The following is a 15,136-nucleotide window of genomic DNA, read 5'->3' on the forward strand; positions in this document are numbered from 1 at the left end:
CATGGGTATTGATCTTCCGCTGATCTGGGCCGTGGTCATCATCTTCGGCATCATGATGTACGTGATCATGGACGGCTTCGACTTGGGGATCGGTATTCTCTTCCCCTTCATCAAGGGCGAGCGCGACCGCGATGTGATGATGAACACCGTGGCGCCGGTCTGGGACGGTAACGAAACCTGGCTGGTGCTGGGCGGCGCCGGTCTGTTCGGGGCGTTCCCGCTGGCTTATTCGGTGGTGCTCTCGGCGTTGTACCTGCCGTTGATCCTGATGCTCATCGGCCTGATCTTCCGGGGCGTTGCCTTCGAATTCCGCTTCAAGGCCAAGGCCGACAAGCGCCACCTCTGGGACAAGGCCTTCATCGGCGGCTCGCTGGCGGCCACTTTCTTCCAGGGGGTAGCGCTGGGCGCGTTCATCGACGGCTTCGAGGTGGTCAATCGTCAGTATGCCGGGGGCTCCCTGGACTGGTTCACGCCGTTCACCGTGTTCTGCGGCCTGGCACTGATCGCTGCCTATGCCTTGCTCGGTTGCACCTGGCTGATCATGAAGACCGAAGGCAAGCTGCAGGAACAGATGCACGACCTGGCCCGGCCGCTGGCGTTCGTGGTGCTGGCGGTGATCGGTATCGTCAGCATCTGGACACCGTTGGCCCACGCCGATATCGCGGCCCGCTGGTTCACCCTGCCGAATCTGTTCTGGTTCCTGCCGGTGCCGATCCTGGTGCTGGTAACCATGTACGGGCTATTCCGGGCGGTGGCCCGCAACGCCAACTACACACCGTTCATCCTGACCCTCGTGCTGATCTTCCTTGGCTACAGCGGCCTGGGGATCAGCCTGTGGCCGAACATCGTGCCGCCTTCCATTTCGATCTGGGATGCGTCTTCACCACCCCAGAGCCAGGGGTTCATGCTGGTCGGGACGCTGTTCATCATTCCGTTGATCCTGGTGTACACCTTCTGGAGCTACTACGTGTTCCGGGGCAAGGTGACCCATGATGACGGTTACCATTGATTGACCTGCGAGGTGTTGCGGATGGCCAAGCCAGAGCTCAAAGACATCGAAGCCGCTGAAAAGAAGCCGCTCTGGCAGCGGCTTGGCTGGCTGGTGGGGATCTGGGCGGGCAGTGTGCTGGCGTTGTTCATCGTCGCCAGCCTGATGCGCATGTTCATGAACGCCGCCGGCCTGACCACCCATTGATCGCCGATGGGAGCGAGTCGGGCTCGCATCCCGCGGTCGCTACTTGCGGGCTTTGAGAATGACGAATTTCGGCGTCGCGGCCACTTGCTCGACGCCCCGGAACAGCCGCGCCAGTTTGCTGTGATAACCCAGGTGCCGGTTGCCGACGATGTACAGCGCGCCGCCGACCACCAACGCCTCGCGAGCCTGCTGGAACATCCGCCAGGCCAGGAAGTCGCCCACCACCTGTTGTTGATGGAAGGGTGGATTGCACAGCACCACGTCCAATGACTGCGCAGCTTGCCCGGCCAGGCCGTCACCGGCCCGCACGGCCATCTCGCGCTCGCCCAGGGCCGCTCGCCAGTTCTCGGCGGCCGACTGCACGGCCATGTAGGATTCATCCACCAGGGTGTAGTGGGCCTGTGGGTTCTGCAGGGCGCTGGCAATGGCCAGCACGCCGTTGCCGCATCCCAGGTCCGCGACTTGGGCGGCCCCCAGGTTCTTCGGCAGATGCGGCAGGAACGCCCGGGTGCCGATGTCCAATCCTTCCCGGCAGAACACGTTGGCGTGATTGAGCAGTTCGATCTTCGGTTCTTCCAGCAGGTAGCGGGTAGGGTAGGGCGATACCGCTGGCGCTCTGTCGGCTGGTGTGGCGATCAGCAAGCGGGCTTTCTTCACCGCCAGCGAGGCCTGCACCGGGCCGATGTAGCGCTCCAGCAGATCACCCGCGGCCCGGGGCAGGTGCTTGACCATGGCTGCGGCGATCACCTGGGCGCCGGGCGCCAACTGACCTTGCAGGCGGATCAGTTGTTCTTCCAGCAGGGCCAGGGTCTTCGGCACTTTGATCAGGACACGGTCGAAGGGCCCGACCAACGGTTCGCTGGCCGGCAATGTAGGCACCGCATCGAAAGCGCGTCCATTGCGCACCAGGTTCTTTTCCAGTGCCTGCAAGGCCAGGAACGAGTCGCTGCTGCTGATCACATCGACCTTGCCGGCCAGGCTGGCGGCCAGGGCACCGAAACCGTCATTGAGCACCAGGACCCGGGTACTCGTGGCCGGTTGCTGCTCGGCCAGATGAGCGAGCAGATATTCATCGGCCGCATCGAAGGCCTGCAGCGGTTCGTTCTGCTGTTCGGGCTGGCGGATCAGGTCGAGCTGGGCGAAGGGGCTGTCAAGCAGGGGCATGGCTGGGGACTCTGGCAATCGACGGATGTCCCGCTGCCCTGGGGCAGGTGTTCGCAGCGGGACCGCCTGAATGAACTGCGTCGCGTGCTAGGCGCGTCATCATTCAAGTGGAGCCGTGAATGGTACGTTTTTTTGCTGTGCAATACTCGTGGGTTTTCAGGCTGACGGTGTGGGTTCGCTCTCAAATCACATGAATGTGGGCCGCCTTGGCGACGGCTGAAATCTTGTTGCTGACGTTCAGTTTGCGCATGCAACTGCACACATGAAAGTTAACGGTGCGTTCGGAAAGGCACAGGATTCTGCCCACTTCCGACGCGGTCTTCCCTTCGGCGGACCACCTGAGCACTTCGATCTCCCTGGGCGATAAATGGCATTTATGCGTGGTTTCGGCGACATCCGACATTTTTTTACTGGCCAGTGCATGCAACCGCTGACTGGCGAAAATGGCGTAGCCGAGATTCCCGTAATGCTCCTCTATATCGATCGGACAATGAGTCCGGGCAAGACTGAACAGGCTGCAATAAACACCGTGATCGTCATGGACGGACTGAGTCCAGCCGTACCTGAGGCCTTGTCGGTTAAGTTCGTGCCATAACTTGGGCGCTTGGGCGAAGAGGTTTTCATCCCAGAGGATTGGAAGGGGTGATTGATTGCAGTGTGCTACTATCGGATCGTTCGAAGCATACCCGTTCTGTTCATATAATCGGTCCCATCCATAGGGATAGTTATTCAGGTTTACCTTGGTGGTATGGTTGCTGGGGCTGCCGAGATAGGCCGCAAATGCGCAAAACTCAAATCCTTGATTGTTAAAGAAATTCAAGACCAGGCGATAGGCGGCCTGGAGGTCTTTTTCGCAAGATAACTTCCTCAACTGTAAGTCCTTCCACTTGTCCATCACACTCTCCTGGGTTGACGTTCAGCTGCGTGGATCCAATCTTGGGGGTGCGAAAGAACAGTGTAGGACTTTTCCTAACTTGTAGTTAGATTTTTTAATGTTGCTTACACGAAGCTACGTTGGATTAAACACTTTGAATAATTGTTACCGTTACAGGTCTCGTATATTTGTATAACTTCTGTATACGAGCTGAAGAGCTGGCAATGAGTTTATGACTAAATGCCACTACTCTCTGTCGGTGGTTACGGCGCTCACTTTGCGGGACACTGTGGCCTTTCGTTCCTTTGGAGTGGCTCATGACCGACAGCGCAGAGAAGTTCACCCGCCAGACCTTGCTGGAGGTGCGACCATTGACGCCTCATCTGTTTACCCTGCGGACGTCCCGGGATCGTGGCTTCCGTTTCACGGCAGGTCAATTCGCCCGGCTGGGGGTCGTCAAGGCGGATGGCAGCACCGTCTGGCGCGCCTATTCCATGGTCTCTTCGCCGTTCGACGAGTTTCTCGAATTTTTTTCCATTGTCGTTCCCGGCGGTGAATTCACCAGCGAACTCAGCCGCCTGGAACCGGGTGACAGCCTGCTGGTGGAGCGCCAGGCCTTTGGCTACCTGACATTGGACCGCTTTGTGGACGGCAGGGACTTGTGGCTGTTGTCCACCGGAACAGGGGTCGCGCCGTTTCTTTCGATTCTCCAGGATTTCGAGGTCTGGGAAAGATTCGAGCGGATCGTCCTGGTGTACAGCGTCCGCGAAGCGCGGGAGCTGGCGTATCAGGAGCTGATCGACGGGCTGGCTCGGCGCGATTACCTGGCCGAGCACGCGCACAAGTTTCGTTTCATCGCGACGGTCACCCGCGAGCAGCATCCGGGCACGCTCAATGGGCGTATTACCACGCTGATCGAAAACGGTGAGCTGGAGCGGGCCGCCGGTGTCGCGCTGACCCCGGAGCATTCGCGGGTCATGCTGTGCGGCAACCCGCAAATGATCGACGACACGCGCAAGCTGCTCAAGGCCAGGGGGCTGCAACTGAGCCTTACCCGCCGGCCGGGCCAGGTGGCAGTGGAGAATTACTGGTAGGAACAAGGCGTCGCCAGGACGCCTCGTTCAATGCAGATCGATCAGGGCCGTTCGTTCTGGGCCTTGAGCAGGTCGCGGATTTCGCTCAGCAATTGTTCTTCCTTGGTGGGTACCGGCGGCGCGCTGGGTGCCACGGCCTCTTCGCGCTTGAGACGGTTGATCGCCTTGACGCCCAGGAAGATGGCGAAGGCGACTATGATGAAGTCCACGGTGGTCTGGAGGAACTTTCCGTAGGCCAGCACCACGGCCGGGGCGTCGCCCTGTGCGGCCTTGAGGGTGATGGCCAGGTTGCTGAAATCCACGCCGCCGATCAGCAGGCCGATGGGAGGCATGATCACGTCGCCAACAAATGAAGAAACAATCTTGCCGAACGCAGCCCCGATGATGATCCCGACGGCCATGTCGACGACATTGCCTTTGACCGCGAAGGCCTTGAACTCGCTTAGCACGCCCATGAGTGATTCCTTGTGACTGATGAGGTTGGGTGGCAGTGTAATTCAGCCGGATGCGTCTCGCTCGAAACGCCTGCTTACAAAACACTTCGTTATCGACCCGGTTCCGGCCTGAAAGTTTACAAAGTGCCATCAATCGCGCGTGATACGCGCTTTCCCGTCGGTTCCCCATAACGTTTTTTCTATCGGAGCGGTATGGCATTTCTATTTAGGTTTTGCTTTTTCGGGCACTAGCCTCTGACAAGCGCACATGGATGCGCTCTATAACATCAGAGGAAATTCCTATGAATACTTCCCTTGGCGGCGGGGCTCTTTCCCACCGTCGCGCCCTTTTTGCACTGACCGCCGGCCTGCTGTCCCTTTCCGTCAATGCGGCCACCCTGACCCGGGATAACGGGGCGGCAGTTGGCGACAACCAGAACTCGCAGACGGCGGGTCCCAACGGCCCAACCCTGTTGCAAGACGTGCAACTGATCCAGAAACTCCAGCGCTTCGATCGGGAACGCATTCCAGAGCGCGTGGTCCACGCCCGTGGCACGGGTGCCCATGGCACCTTCACAGTGTCCAACGACCTCAGTGACCTGACCAAGGCGAAGGTCTTCGCGGCAGGCCAGACCACGCCGGTATTCGTGCGTTTTTCGGCCGTGGTGCATGGCAACCATTCGCCGGAAACCCTGCGCGACCCCCGTGGCTTCGCCACCAAGTTCTATACGGCCGACGGTAACTGGGACCTGGTGGGGAACAACTTCCCGACCTTTTTCATCCGCGACGCCATCAAGTTTCCCGATATGGTCCATGCGTTCAAACCCGACCCAAGAACCAATCTGGATGACGATTCACGTCGTTTCGACTTCTTCTCCCATGTTCCCGAGGCGACGCGTACCCTGACCGAGCTGTATTCCAACTCCGGCACGCCGGCCAGTTACCGTGAAATGGACGGTAATGGTGTTCATGCTTACAAACTGGTGAATGCCAAGGGTGAAGTTCATTACGTCAAGTTTCATTGGAAAAGTTTGCAAGGTCTGAAAAACCTCGACCCGAAAGAAGTTGTGAAAGTTCAGGGGCAGGATTACAGCCACATGACCAATGACTTGGTCACGCATATTAACAAGGGCGACTTCCCCAAGTGGGACCTGTATGTCCAGGTGCTCAAGCCGCAAGAGTTGTCCAAGTTCGATTTCGATCCGCTGGACGCCACCAAGATCTGGCCGGGAGTGCCGGAGCGTAAAGTCGGGCAGATGGTTTTGAACCGTAACCCGGCGAATGTCTTTCAGGAAACCGAACAGGTGGCCATGGCGCCTGCCAACCTGGTGCCTGGTATCGAACCTTCCGAGGACCGTCTGTTGCAGGGTCGGGTGTTCTCTTATGCCGATACCCAAATGTACCGGGTAGGCGCCAACGCATTGCAGTTGCCCATCAACGCACCCAAGGTTGCAGTGAACAACGGTAACCAGGACGGCGCGATGAACCTTGGCAGCACCAGTACCGGCGTCAACTATCAACCGAGCCGCCTGATGCCTCGCGACGAGCAGCCTTCGGCACGCTACAGCCAGACCGCGCTTGGCGGCAGCACCCAGCAGGCGAAGATCCAGCGTGAGCAGAACTTCAAGCAGGCCGGTGACCTGTACCGCTCGTTCAACCAGAAGGAGCGCAACGACCTGATCGAAAGCTTCGGTGGGTCGCTGGCGACCACCGATGACGAGAGCAAGCACATCATCCTGTCCTTCCTCTACAAGGCTGACCCTGAATATGGCACCGGCGTGGCCCGGGTTGCCAAGGGCGATCTGGCCCGGGTCAAGGCACTGGCGGAAAAACTGACCGACTGATCCACCTGCGCAAAACCTGTGGGAGCGCGTTCGCTCCCACAGTCACAGGCCCAAGGAGTCGCGCCGATGCGTCTGTTTCTCTTATCGCTGCTCGCCGCCTGGTCATTGAACGGGTGGGCCGACCAACCCGTGCCTACCGACCCGGTGGCGGTGCAGGAACAATTGCAGGCTTATTATTTCGACGCCGCCCGGCGGGGTGACGTGCCGATGCTCGAGACCTTCATCGAAGCCGGTTATTCGCTCGATACCCAGGATGAAAAAGGTTACACCGCCCTGATCCTGGCGGCTTATCACGGCCATGGCCCGGCGGTGGAACGGTTGCTGGCCGCTGGCGCCGATGCCTGCGCCCAGGACAAGCGGGGAAATACCGCACTGATGGGCGCCATCTTCAAAGGCGAGGTGCAGATTGCGCGTCGTTTGCTGTCTACCGATTGCAGTCCGGACCAGCGCAACGGCGCGGGGCAGACCGCGGCGATGTACGCCGGCCTGTTCAAGCGCGCTGAATTGCTCGAGGCCTTGAAGGCCAAGGGGGCAGACCTCGAGGCCCGGGACCCTTTGGGCAATACGGCGGCGGATCTGGCCAAGGGTGAAATCAGAATGCCGGCCCCACGTTGACGAACTGGCCGTTCGGGTCGTCGTCTGGGCTATCATCACGGTTTTTACCCGGAGTTCAGATGGCCAAGGCAAAGCGCATGTATGGCTGCACCGAGTGCGGCGCGACCTTTCCCAAATGGGCCGGCCAATGCAGTGAATGCGGTGCCTGGAATACCCTGACCGAAACCATGGTGGAAAGCGGCGGTGCCGCGGCGCCCACAGGGCGTACGGGCTGGGCTGGCCAGCAGGCGCAGATCAAGACCCTGGCCGAAGTCAGTGTCGAGGAAATCCCGCGCTTTTCCACGGCGTCCGGTGAGCTGGACCGCGTATTGGGAGGCGGACTGGTGGACGGTTCCGTGGTGTTGATCGGCGGGGACCCCGGCATCGGTAAATCCACGATCCTGCTGCAAACCCTGTGCAACCTCGCCACCCGCATGCCTGCGTTGTATGTCACCGGCGAGGAATCCCAGCAACAGGTCGCCATGCGGGCCCGACGCCTGGGCCTGCCTCAGGATCAATTGCGGGTCATGACCGAGACCTGCATCGAAACCATCATCGCCACGGCTCGCCTGGAAAAGCCCAAGGTGATGGTGATCGACTCGATCCAGACGATCTTCACCGAACAATTGCAATCGGCACCGGGGGGCGTGTCCCAGGTGCGGGAAAGCGCGGCGCTGCTGGTGCGTTACGCCAAGCAGAGCGGTACGGCGATTTTCCTCGTGGGCCATGTCACCAAGGAGGGCGCGCTGGCGGGGCCGCGCGTGCTGGAGCATATGGTGGATACGGTGTTGTACTTCGAGGGTGAGTCCGATGGGCGGCTGCGTTTGTTGCGGGCGGTGAAGAACCGCTTCGGCGCCGTCAACGAGCTGGGTGTGTTCGGCATGACCGACAGGGGGCTGAAAGAAGTCTCCAACCCTTCGGCGATCTTTCTGACGCGCGCCCAAGAGGAAGTGCCGGGCAGCGTGGTCATGGCGACCTGGGAAGGCACCCGCCCGATGCTGGTGGAAGTGCAGGCGTTGGTGGATGACAGCCATCTGGCGAACCCACGCCGGGTCACCCTGGGCCTGGATCAGAACCGGCTTGCCATGTTGCTGGCTGTCCTGCATCGCCACGGAGGTATTCCTACCCATGACCAGGATGTTTTCCTCAACGTGGTGGGCGGCGTCAAAGTGCTGGAAACCGCTTCCGACCTGGCCTTGATGGCGGCGGTGATGTCCAGCCTGCGCAATCGACCGCTGCCCCACGACCTGCTGGTGTTCGGTGAAGTGGGGCTGTCAGGTGAGGTTCGGCCGGTGCCCAGTGGGCAGGAGCGGCTCAAGGAAGCGGCCAAGCACGGTTTCAAGCGCGCCATCGTGCCCAAGGGCAATGCGCCCAAGGAAGCACCAGCGGGGTTGCAGATCATCGCGGTGACACGCCTGGAACAGGCGCTGGATGCGTTGTTCGAGTAACCCGGGAGGCTTTGCAAGGCCCTTTGTGAAGAGTGGGCTTGTCTGTGCTGAGGGGACTGTGTGTGGTAAGGGGAGTTATCTGTGGCGAGGGGATTTATCCCCGCTGGGCTGCGAAGCAGCTCCCGAATAAGCGACGCCAATCGACCTGAAACACCGGGTTGTCAGGTTTTAGGGCCGCTGCGCAGCCCAACGGGGATAAATCCCCTCGCCACAAGGGATCGGCGCTGATTCAGATATGGATCAGCGCCCCCAGTTCCCGCTCCAGCTCATCATTATCGGCCAGGTTCAGTTCCACCAGCCGGCGCAGATGGGCGATGGAGTCCAGGTCGATATGCTCGCAGACGAAGCCCAGGTGGCCGTGGTCGTCATGCATCAACCGGACTTCCATCTTCACCTTCACCTCGTTGCTCAGGTGAATGTCGGCGGTAAAGGTATGCTCGGGATCTCCCAGCCAGGGTTCGGGCTTTTCGATCAGCAGGCCCTTGAGGGACAGGTCCAGCAGTTCCACCGGCCATTTGTTGGACCCCTGGATCAGTTCGGTCCGGGCATGGAATTCAATTCGTACGAAGCGGCGGCGATCGCTCATTACGCTTTCCCTCTCGAAGATTCATTGACTATAGACGCCAACGGGCGGGGCATTGCCACCGTTCGCCCGCCGGCAGACGAATGTCGGGTATGGCCTTTGTCCGGGTTAGCGCTAAACTCCTGTGGCTGTCTTTCTTGTCCACCCTGGCTGGAATATAAAAATGAAAAACAATAATAGCCCGCTGCGCCATCTGCCCTGGCTACTGCTGGCCGTCGTGGGAGCGTGCGCCCTGGGCGTCGTGGCCTTGCGTCGAGGCGAGGCGATCAACGCCCTCTGGATCGTCGTCGCAGCCGTGGCCATCTACCTGGTCGCCTACCGCTACTACAGCCTTTTCATCGCCAACAACGTGATGCAACTCGACGCGCGCCGGGCCACTCCCGCCGTGCTCAACAACGATGGCCTGGACTATGTCCCGACCAACAAGCACATCCTCTTCGGCCACCACTTCGCGGCGATTGCCGGCGCGGGGCCGCTGGTCGGGCCGGTGCTGGCGGCGCAGATGGGCTACCTGCCCGGCACGCTCTGGCTGATCGCCGGCGTGGTGCTGGCCGGTGCGGTGCAGGACTTCATGGTCCTGTTCCTGTCCACCCGCCGCAACGGTCGCTCCCTGGGCGACATGGTGCGCGAGGAAATGGGCCGTATCCCCGGCACCATCGCGCTGTTCGGCTGCTTTTTGATCATGATCATCATCCTCGCGGTGCTGGCGCTGATCGTCGTCAAGGCCCTGGCCGAGAGCCCGTGGGGGATCTTCACGGTGATGGCGACCATCCCGATCGCGATGTTCATGGGCATCTACATGCGCTACATCCGCCCGGGCCGCATCGGTGAGATCTCCCTCATCGGCGTGCTGTTGCTGCTGGGTTCGATCTGGCTGGGCGGGCAGGTGGCCGCCGATCCGGTCTGGGCCAAGGCCTTCACCTTTACCGGCGTGCAGATCACCTGGATGCTGATCGGCTACGGCTTTGTCGCGGCGGTGCTGCCGGTGTGGCTGATCCTGGCGCCGCGGGACTACCTGTCCACGTTCCTCAAGATCGGTACCATCGTCGCCCTGGCGATCGGCATCCTGATCACCATGCCCGAGCTGAAGATGCCGGCGCTGACCCAGTTCACCGACGGCACCGGCCCGGTGTGGAAGGGCGGGCTGTTCCCGTTCCTGTTCATCACCATCGCCTGTGGCGCGGTGTCGGGCTTCCATGCGCTGATTTCATCGGGCACCACGCCCAAGCTGCTGGATAACGAAGTCAATGCCCGTTACATCGGCTACGGCGGCATGCTCATGGAGTCCTTCGTGGCGATCATGGCCATGGTCGCCGCTTCGGTGATCGAGCCGGGCGTGTACTTTGCCATGAACAGCCCGGCGGCCATCGTCGGCACCGACGTGGTGGCCGTGGCGCAGACCGTCAGCAACTGGGGCTTTGCCATCACGCCGGACGCGTTGCAGGCGGTGGCCAAGGACATCGGCGAAACCACCATCCTGGCCCGCGCCGGCGGTGCGCCGACCCTGGCGGTGGGTATCGCGCAGATCCTGCACTCGGTGCTGCCGGGTGAGAACACCATGGCGTTCTGGTACCACTTCGCGATCCTGTTCGAAGCGCTGTTCATCCTCACCGCGGTGGACGCCGGCACCCGTGCCGGGCGGTTCATGCTGCAGGACCTGCTGGGCTCGTTCGTGCCGGCCCTCAAGCGCACCGAATCCTGGCCCGCCAACCTGATCGCCACCGCCGGTTGCGTGGCACTGTGGGGCTACCTGCTGTACCAGGGCGTGATCGACCCGCTGGGTGGCATCAACACCCTGTGGCCGCTGTTCGGCATCTCCAACCAGATGCTGGCGGGGATCGCCCTGATGCTCGGTACCGTGGTGCTGATCAAGATGAAGCGCCAGCGCTACGTCTGGGTCACGCTGCTGCCGGCGACGTGGCTGCTGATCTGCACCACCACCGCGGGCCTGATCAAGCTGTTCGACGCCAACCCGGCGATCGGCTTCCTGGCCCTGGCGCGCAAGTACAACGATGCCCTGGCCGCCGGCCAGGTCCTGGCCCCGGCCAAGAGCGTGGAGCAGATGCAGCACGTGGTGTTCAACGCCTACACCAACGCCACGCTGACGGTGCTGTTCCTGTTCGTGGTCTTCAGCATCCTGTTCTACGCGCTCAAGGTCGGCATCGCCGCCTGGGGCACGAAAGAGCGCACGGACAAAGAAGCGCCATTCCAGGCCCTGCCGGACGCGTAACCAGAGGATTGCAACGATGTTCAATGACTTGAGTCGCCTCGGTAAATACCTCGGTCAGGCCGCCCGCCTGATGGTCGGCATGCCCGACTACGACAACTACGTCGAGCACATGCAAACCAAGCACCCGGACAAGCCGCTGATGGACTACGAGGCGTTCTTCCGCGAACGCCAGGAAGCCCGCTACGGCGGCAAGGCCGGGCCCAAGTGCTGTTGAACCGCTGATTGCCGGCGGATGATGCAACCCTTGTGGGAGCGAGCTTGCTCGCTCCCACAGTTGTTTCTGGGGGGCTCAAGAGGTGCATACACCACAGACCTCTTTGTGAGGTGACCTCAGGATTTGCTTACGCCACGGATCCCTTGTGGGAGCGAGCTTGCTCGCGATGGCGGAGTGTCAGTTAATGATAATGTCCACTGACCCGATGCCTTCGCGAGCAGGCTCATCCCCAAAAATTGCTTTCCTTTCAGCTATCAAGGAGATTCAGTTTGTCCTCTCCCATCCCGGTCACCATCCTCAGTGGCTTTCTCGGCGCCGGCAAGACCACGCTGTTGCGTCATCTGCTCAAGGCCGAGCACGGCCTGAAAATCGCTGTGATCGAGAACGAATTCAGTGATGCCGGCATTGATACCCAATTGCTGGGCGATGAGCCGGTGCAGGTCATGACCCTGGCCAACGGTTGCGTGTGCTGCACCATCCACACCGACCTGACCAAGGCCCTGTACCTGTTGCTCGAACGGCTGGACAGCGGCGAGATCGCGTTTGACCGGTTGGTGATCGAGTGCACCGGCCTGGCCGATCCGGCGCCGGTGGCCCAGACGTTTTTCATCGATGAGGAACTGCGTGAGCGCTACATTCTCGACGGCATCCTGACCCTGGTGGACGCGGCCCATGCCGACCTGCACCTGGCCCAGGCCATCGCCCAGGCCCAGGTCGGGTTCGCTGACCGTCTGCTGCTCAGCAAGACCGATCTGGTGGACGCTGCGCAAGTGCAAGCGCTTGGTGAACGCCTGACCCGTATCAACCGGCGGGCGCCCATCCGGGTCGTGGAGCACGGCAGGATCGATCTGGCCGAGCTGCTCGATATCCGCGGCTTCAATCTCAATGCCGACCTGGGCGCGGGATTCAGCCTGCGACCGGTCCTCAAGCCGGCCACGGCAGATCGCATCAGCAGCCTGGTATTGCGCACTGACAAACCACTGGACATCGACAGGCTCAGCACCTTCATGAACCAGTTGCTGGAAGACCATGGCAAGCAATTGCTGCGTTACAAGGGTGTGCTGAACATTGCCGGAGAATCCCGGCGCCTGGTGTTCCAGGGCGTGCTCAAGTTATACGGTTTCGATTGGGACACCGAATGGGCACCGGACGAGGCCAGGGAAAGCGTGATCGTTTTCATTGCCGATGAGCTGCCGGAGGAAAAAATCCGCGCAGGTTTCGAAGCCGTCCTGCTTTGATGTTCCCCAGACTGCGGGCGTTGTCCATTCAGGTTTGCTCCGTGCAACGTCCGGCCCGCCTTGCCCGGCCAAGGGGCAAACCCCATGGCGAGGAGACGAATCCCTCGCCATCAGGATCCGCCAGCGTTGACCGTTCGTCATTCTCGTTGCGGGCTCAGGAGCGTTTTTTATCGACGACGCTCAGGATGAAGGTTATCCGGGATTTCTCTTCCGTTTCAGCGAGGTATATATAAGGCGAACCGCGTACTTTCATGCCGCCTATATACTTCTTATTGGCTGTCATCAGTGAAACAGGCAAATGACGCGCGTTGATATCGGCCCGCGTGATGACTGTGTCCTGATGGTCGATCAGCGTGAATGCCGTGGGCGTGTCAATGTTCGGGTCATTTACCCCCAGTACTTCGAGCCAACGGATGCCAATCAACTTATTGTAATGCTCGCCTCGGTTTCTGATGTGCAGCCTGTAGCCATCTGCCGTTGCGCTGAAATGCAGTCTCAGCGGTCGTGGTGCCGCGCCTCCTGCATTGGCTCGCAAGCCCAGCAAGCTCGAGTGGTCCAGGGTCTGTGGCCTGCCGGTGAAGAACCCGCCGCTGAAGGAACTGACGGAGGCCAGCGCAGGCTTGCCGTGGAGTACTTCCAGCAGGTTTACGTGGTTATCGGGCAGGCGGAGGGTTGCATCAAAAGAAAGATTACGGTCCATGTAATATTCGAATCCTTTGTGAAGTTCACGAGTTGTAGCGTTGTTCGGGGTCGATATTAATGGAATTTCCCAAGGCTATTGCCGGTCGGTGTATTGCAAGGCGTAAAGTGTTAAAAAGTGGAAGTTTCTGAATGGCTTGGAGTTATTACCCACTCCAGGGCGGCATTGAATGAAAAAGGCCCGCATCTTTCGATGCGGGCCTTTTTAATGACGGTTGAACGGGCTGATCAGGCGCCGTATACCGGCAGTTTCTTGCAGATGGCCTTGACCTTCTCACGTACGGCGTCGATGACCGCTTCGTTGTTCAGGTCGGCCAGGATGTCGCAGATCCAGCCAGCCAGTTCCTTGCACTCGGCTTCCTTGAAGCCACGAGTGGTCACGGCCGGAGTACCGAAGCGCAGGCCGGAAGTGACGAACGGGGAGCGTGGGTCGTTTGGCACCGAGTTCTTGTTCACGGTGATGAACGCCTTGCCCAGCGCGGCGTCGGCGTCTTTGCCGGAGATGTCCTGCTTGATCAGGGACAACAGGAACAGGTGGTTCTCGGTCCCGCCGGACACCACGTCGAAGCCGCGCTCGATGAACACGCCGGCCATGGCCTTGGCATTCTTCACCACCTGCTGCTGGTAGGCCTTGAACTCAGGCTGCAGCGCTTCCTTGAAGCAGATCGCCTTGGCAGCGATGACGTGTTCCAGGGGGCCGCCCTGGGCGCCCGGGAATACGGCGGAGTTCAGCTTCTTCTCGATGTCGGCGTTGGCGCGCGCCAGGATCAGGCCACCACGTGGACCGCGCAGGGTCTTGTGGGTAGTGGTGGTGACCACGTCGGCGAAAGGCACCGGGTTGGGGTAGACACCAGCGGCGACCAGGCCGGCCACGTGGGCCATGTCCACGAACAGGTAGGCACCGACCTTGTCGGCGATTTCGCGGAAACGGGCGAAATCCAGAACCTGCGAATAGGCGGAGAAGCCGGCCACGATCATTTTCGGCTTGTGTTCGAGGGCCAGACGCTCGACTTCGTCGTAGTCGATCAGGCCGTTGCCGTCGATGCCGTACTGGATGGCGTTGTACAGCTTGCCGGAGGACGAAACGCTGGCGCCGTGGGTCAGGTGACCGCCGTGGGCGAGGCTCATGCCCAGGATGGTGTCACCGGCCGACAGCAGGGCCAGGTAGACGGCTGCGTTGGCCTGGGAGCCGGCGTGGGGCTGGACGTTGGCATAGTCGGCGCCGAACAGTTGCTTGGCGCGGTCGATGGCCAGTTGCTCAACTACGTCTACGTACTCGCAACCACCGTAGTAGCGCTTGCCCGGGTAGCCCTCGGCGTACTTGTTGGTCAGAACCGAGCCTTGAGCTTCCATCACCGCGGGGCTGGTGTAGTTTTCCGAAGCGATCAGCTCAATGTGCTCTTCCTGGCGCTGAGCTTCTTGCTCCATGGCGGCAAAGAGATCGGCGTCGTACTTGGCAATAGTCAAATCACGGCTGAACATGGCGGTCCTCAAGGATCGGGGGCAGAAAAGGGGGGCATTCTAA

Annotated in this window: 15 protein-coding genes; 9 read left to right on the forward strand and 6 right to left on the reverse strand. The window is 60.6% G+C overall.

What is annotated here, in order from left to right; translation table 11 throughout:
• The first annotated feature begins 1 nt into the window (after position 1).
• Together cydB and BW992_RS11140 are read left to right on the forward strand one after the other, a co-directional pair.
• A complete protein-coding gene (gene cydB, locus BW992_RS11135; RefSeq protein ID WP_053151661.1) occupies positions 2-1,009 on the forward strand; it encodes a cytochrome d ubiquinol oxidase subunit II in 1,008 nt (335 codons plus the stop codon).
• A 21-nt stretch (positions 1,010-1,030) separates the two neighbouring features.
• Entirely contained in the window at positions 1,031-1,195 is a 165-nt protein-coding gene (locus BW992_RS11140) for a DUF2474 domain-containing protein (RefSeq protein ID WP_072396102.1), read from the forward strand.
• A 39-nt stretch (positions 1,196-1,234) separates the two neighbouring features.
• On the opposite strand, the gene BW992_RS11145 is transcribed toward BW992_RS11140, so the two are convergent.
• A complete protein-coding gene (locus BW992_RS11145) occupies positions 1,235-2,359 on the reverse strand; it encodes a methyltransferase (protein WP_076406234.1) in 1,125 nt (374 codons plus the stop codon).
• 181 nt (positions 2,360-2,540) lie between these two features.
• Positions 2,541-3,254, reverse strand: a complete 714-nt coding sequence (locus tag BW992_RS11150; protein WP_072396050.1) for an autoinducer binding domain-containing protein — start codon at positions 3,252-3,254, stop codon at positions 2,541-2,543.
• Positions 3,255-3,550: 296 nt separating this feature from the next.
• On the opposite strand from BW992_RS11150, the gene BW992_RS11155 reads away from it, so the two are divergent.
• Positions 3,551-4,327 carry a ferredoxin--NADP reductase gene (locus BW992_RS11155; RefSeq protein ID WP_072396057.1) on the forward strand — a complete coding sequence of 259 codons (777 nt, stop codon included), beginning with the start codon at positions 3,551-3,553 and terminating at the stop codon, positions 4,325-4,327.
• Positions 4,328-4,368: 41 nt separating this feature from the next.
• Here the strand turns inward: BW992_RS11155 and mscL are convergent, their stop codons facing one another.
• A complete protein-coding gene (gene mscL / locus BW992_RS11160; RefSeq protein ID WP_072396058.1) occupies positions 4,369-4,782 on the reverse strand; it encodes a large-conductance mechanosensitive channel protein MscL in 414 nt (137 codons plus the stop codon).
• 281 nt (positions 4,783-5,063) lie between these two features.
• Here mscL and katB point away from each other — a divergent pair, with 281 nt between their 5' ends.
• The 3 genes from katB (at position 5,064) to radA (ending at position 8,647) form a co-directional block, all read left to right on the forward strand.
• Positions 5,064-6,605 (forward strand): catalase KatB, encoded by a 1,542-nt coding sequence (gene katB, locus BW992_RS11165; protein WP_072431378.1) that lies wholly within the window; start codon positions 5,064-5,066, stop codon positions 6,603-6,605.
• A 66-nt stretch (positions 6,606-6,671) separates the two neighbouring features.
• On the forward strand, positions 6,672-7,220 hold the full coding sequence (locus BW992_RS11170; RefSeq protein WP_072396082.1) for an ankyrin repeat domain-containing protein: 549 nt from the start codon (positions 6,672-6,674) through the stop codon (positions 7,218-7,220).
• A gap of 59 nt (positions 7,221-7,279) precedes the next feature.
• Complete coding sequence (radA, locus tag BW992_RS11175) at positions 7,280-8,647, forward strand: DNA repair protein RadA (RefSeq protein ID WP_072396084.1); 1,368 nt, start codon at positions 7,280-7,282, stop codon at positions 8,645-8,647.
• A gap of 229 nt (positions 8,648-8,876) precedes the next feature.
• Here the strand turns inward: radA and BW992_RS11180 are convergent, their stop codons facing one another.
• Positions 8,877-9,233 carry a PilZ domain-containing protein gene (locus BW992_RS11180; protein WP_072396086.1) on the reverse strand — a complete coding sequence of 119 codons (357 nt, stop codon included), beginning with the start codon at positions 9,231-9,233 and terminating at the stop codon, positions 8,877-8,879.
• A 160-nt stretch (positions 9,234-9,393) separates the two neighbouring features.
• Between BW992_RS11180 and BW992_RS11185 the strand changes: the two genes are divergently transcribed.
• From BW992_RS11185 to yjiA, 3 genes are all read left to right on the forward strand, one after another.
• Positions 9,394-11,460, forward strand: a complete 2,067-nt coding sequence (locus BW992_RS11185; RefSeq protein ID WP_072431377.1) for a carbon starvation CstA family protein — start codon at positions 9,394-9,396, stop codon at positions 11,458-11,460.
• A gap of 16 nt (positions 11,461-11,476) precedes the next feature.
• On the forward strand, positions 11,477-11,674 hold the full coding sequence (locus BW992_RS11190) for a YbdD/YjiX family protein (protein ID WP_072390895.1): 198 nt from the start codon (positions 11,477-11,479) through the stop codon (positions 11,672-11,674).
• A 269-nt stretch (positions 11,675-11,943) separates the two neighbouring features.
• Complete coding sequence (gene yjiA / locus BW992_RS11195; RefSeq protein ID WP_072398580.1) at positions 11,944-12,912, forward strand: GTPase; 969 nt, start codon at positions 11,944-11,946, stop codon at positions 12,910-12,912.
• A 154-nt stretch (positions 12,913-13,066) separates the two neighbouring features.
• Here the strand turns inward: yjiA and BW992_RS11200 are convergent, their stop codons facing one another.
• A complete protein-coding gene (locus BW992_RS11200) occupies positions 13,067-13,612 on the reverse strand; it encodes a hypothetical protein (protein WP_076406235.1) in 546 nt (181 codons plus the stop codon).
• Between the two features lie 227 nt (positions 13,613-13,839).
• Positions 13,840-15,093: a serine hydroxymethyltransferase gene (gene glyA / locus BW992_RS11205; RefSeq protein ID WP_053153674.1), complete on the reverse strand. Its 1,254-nt coding sequence runs from the start codon at positions 15,091-15,093 to the stop codon at positions 13,840-13,842.
• Positions 15,094-15,136 lie beyond the last annotated feature (43 nt).

The sequence above is a fragment of the Pseudomonas sp. 7SR1 genome, from assembly GCF_900156465.1.
Lineage (GTDB): Bacteria > Pseudomonadota > Gammaproteobacteria > Pseudomonadales > Pseudomonadaceae > Aquipseudomonas.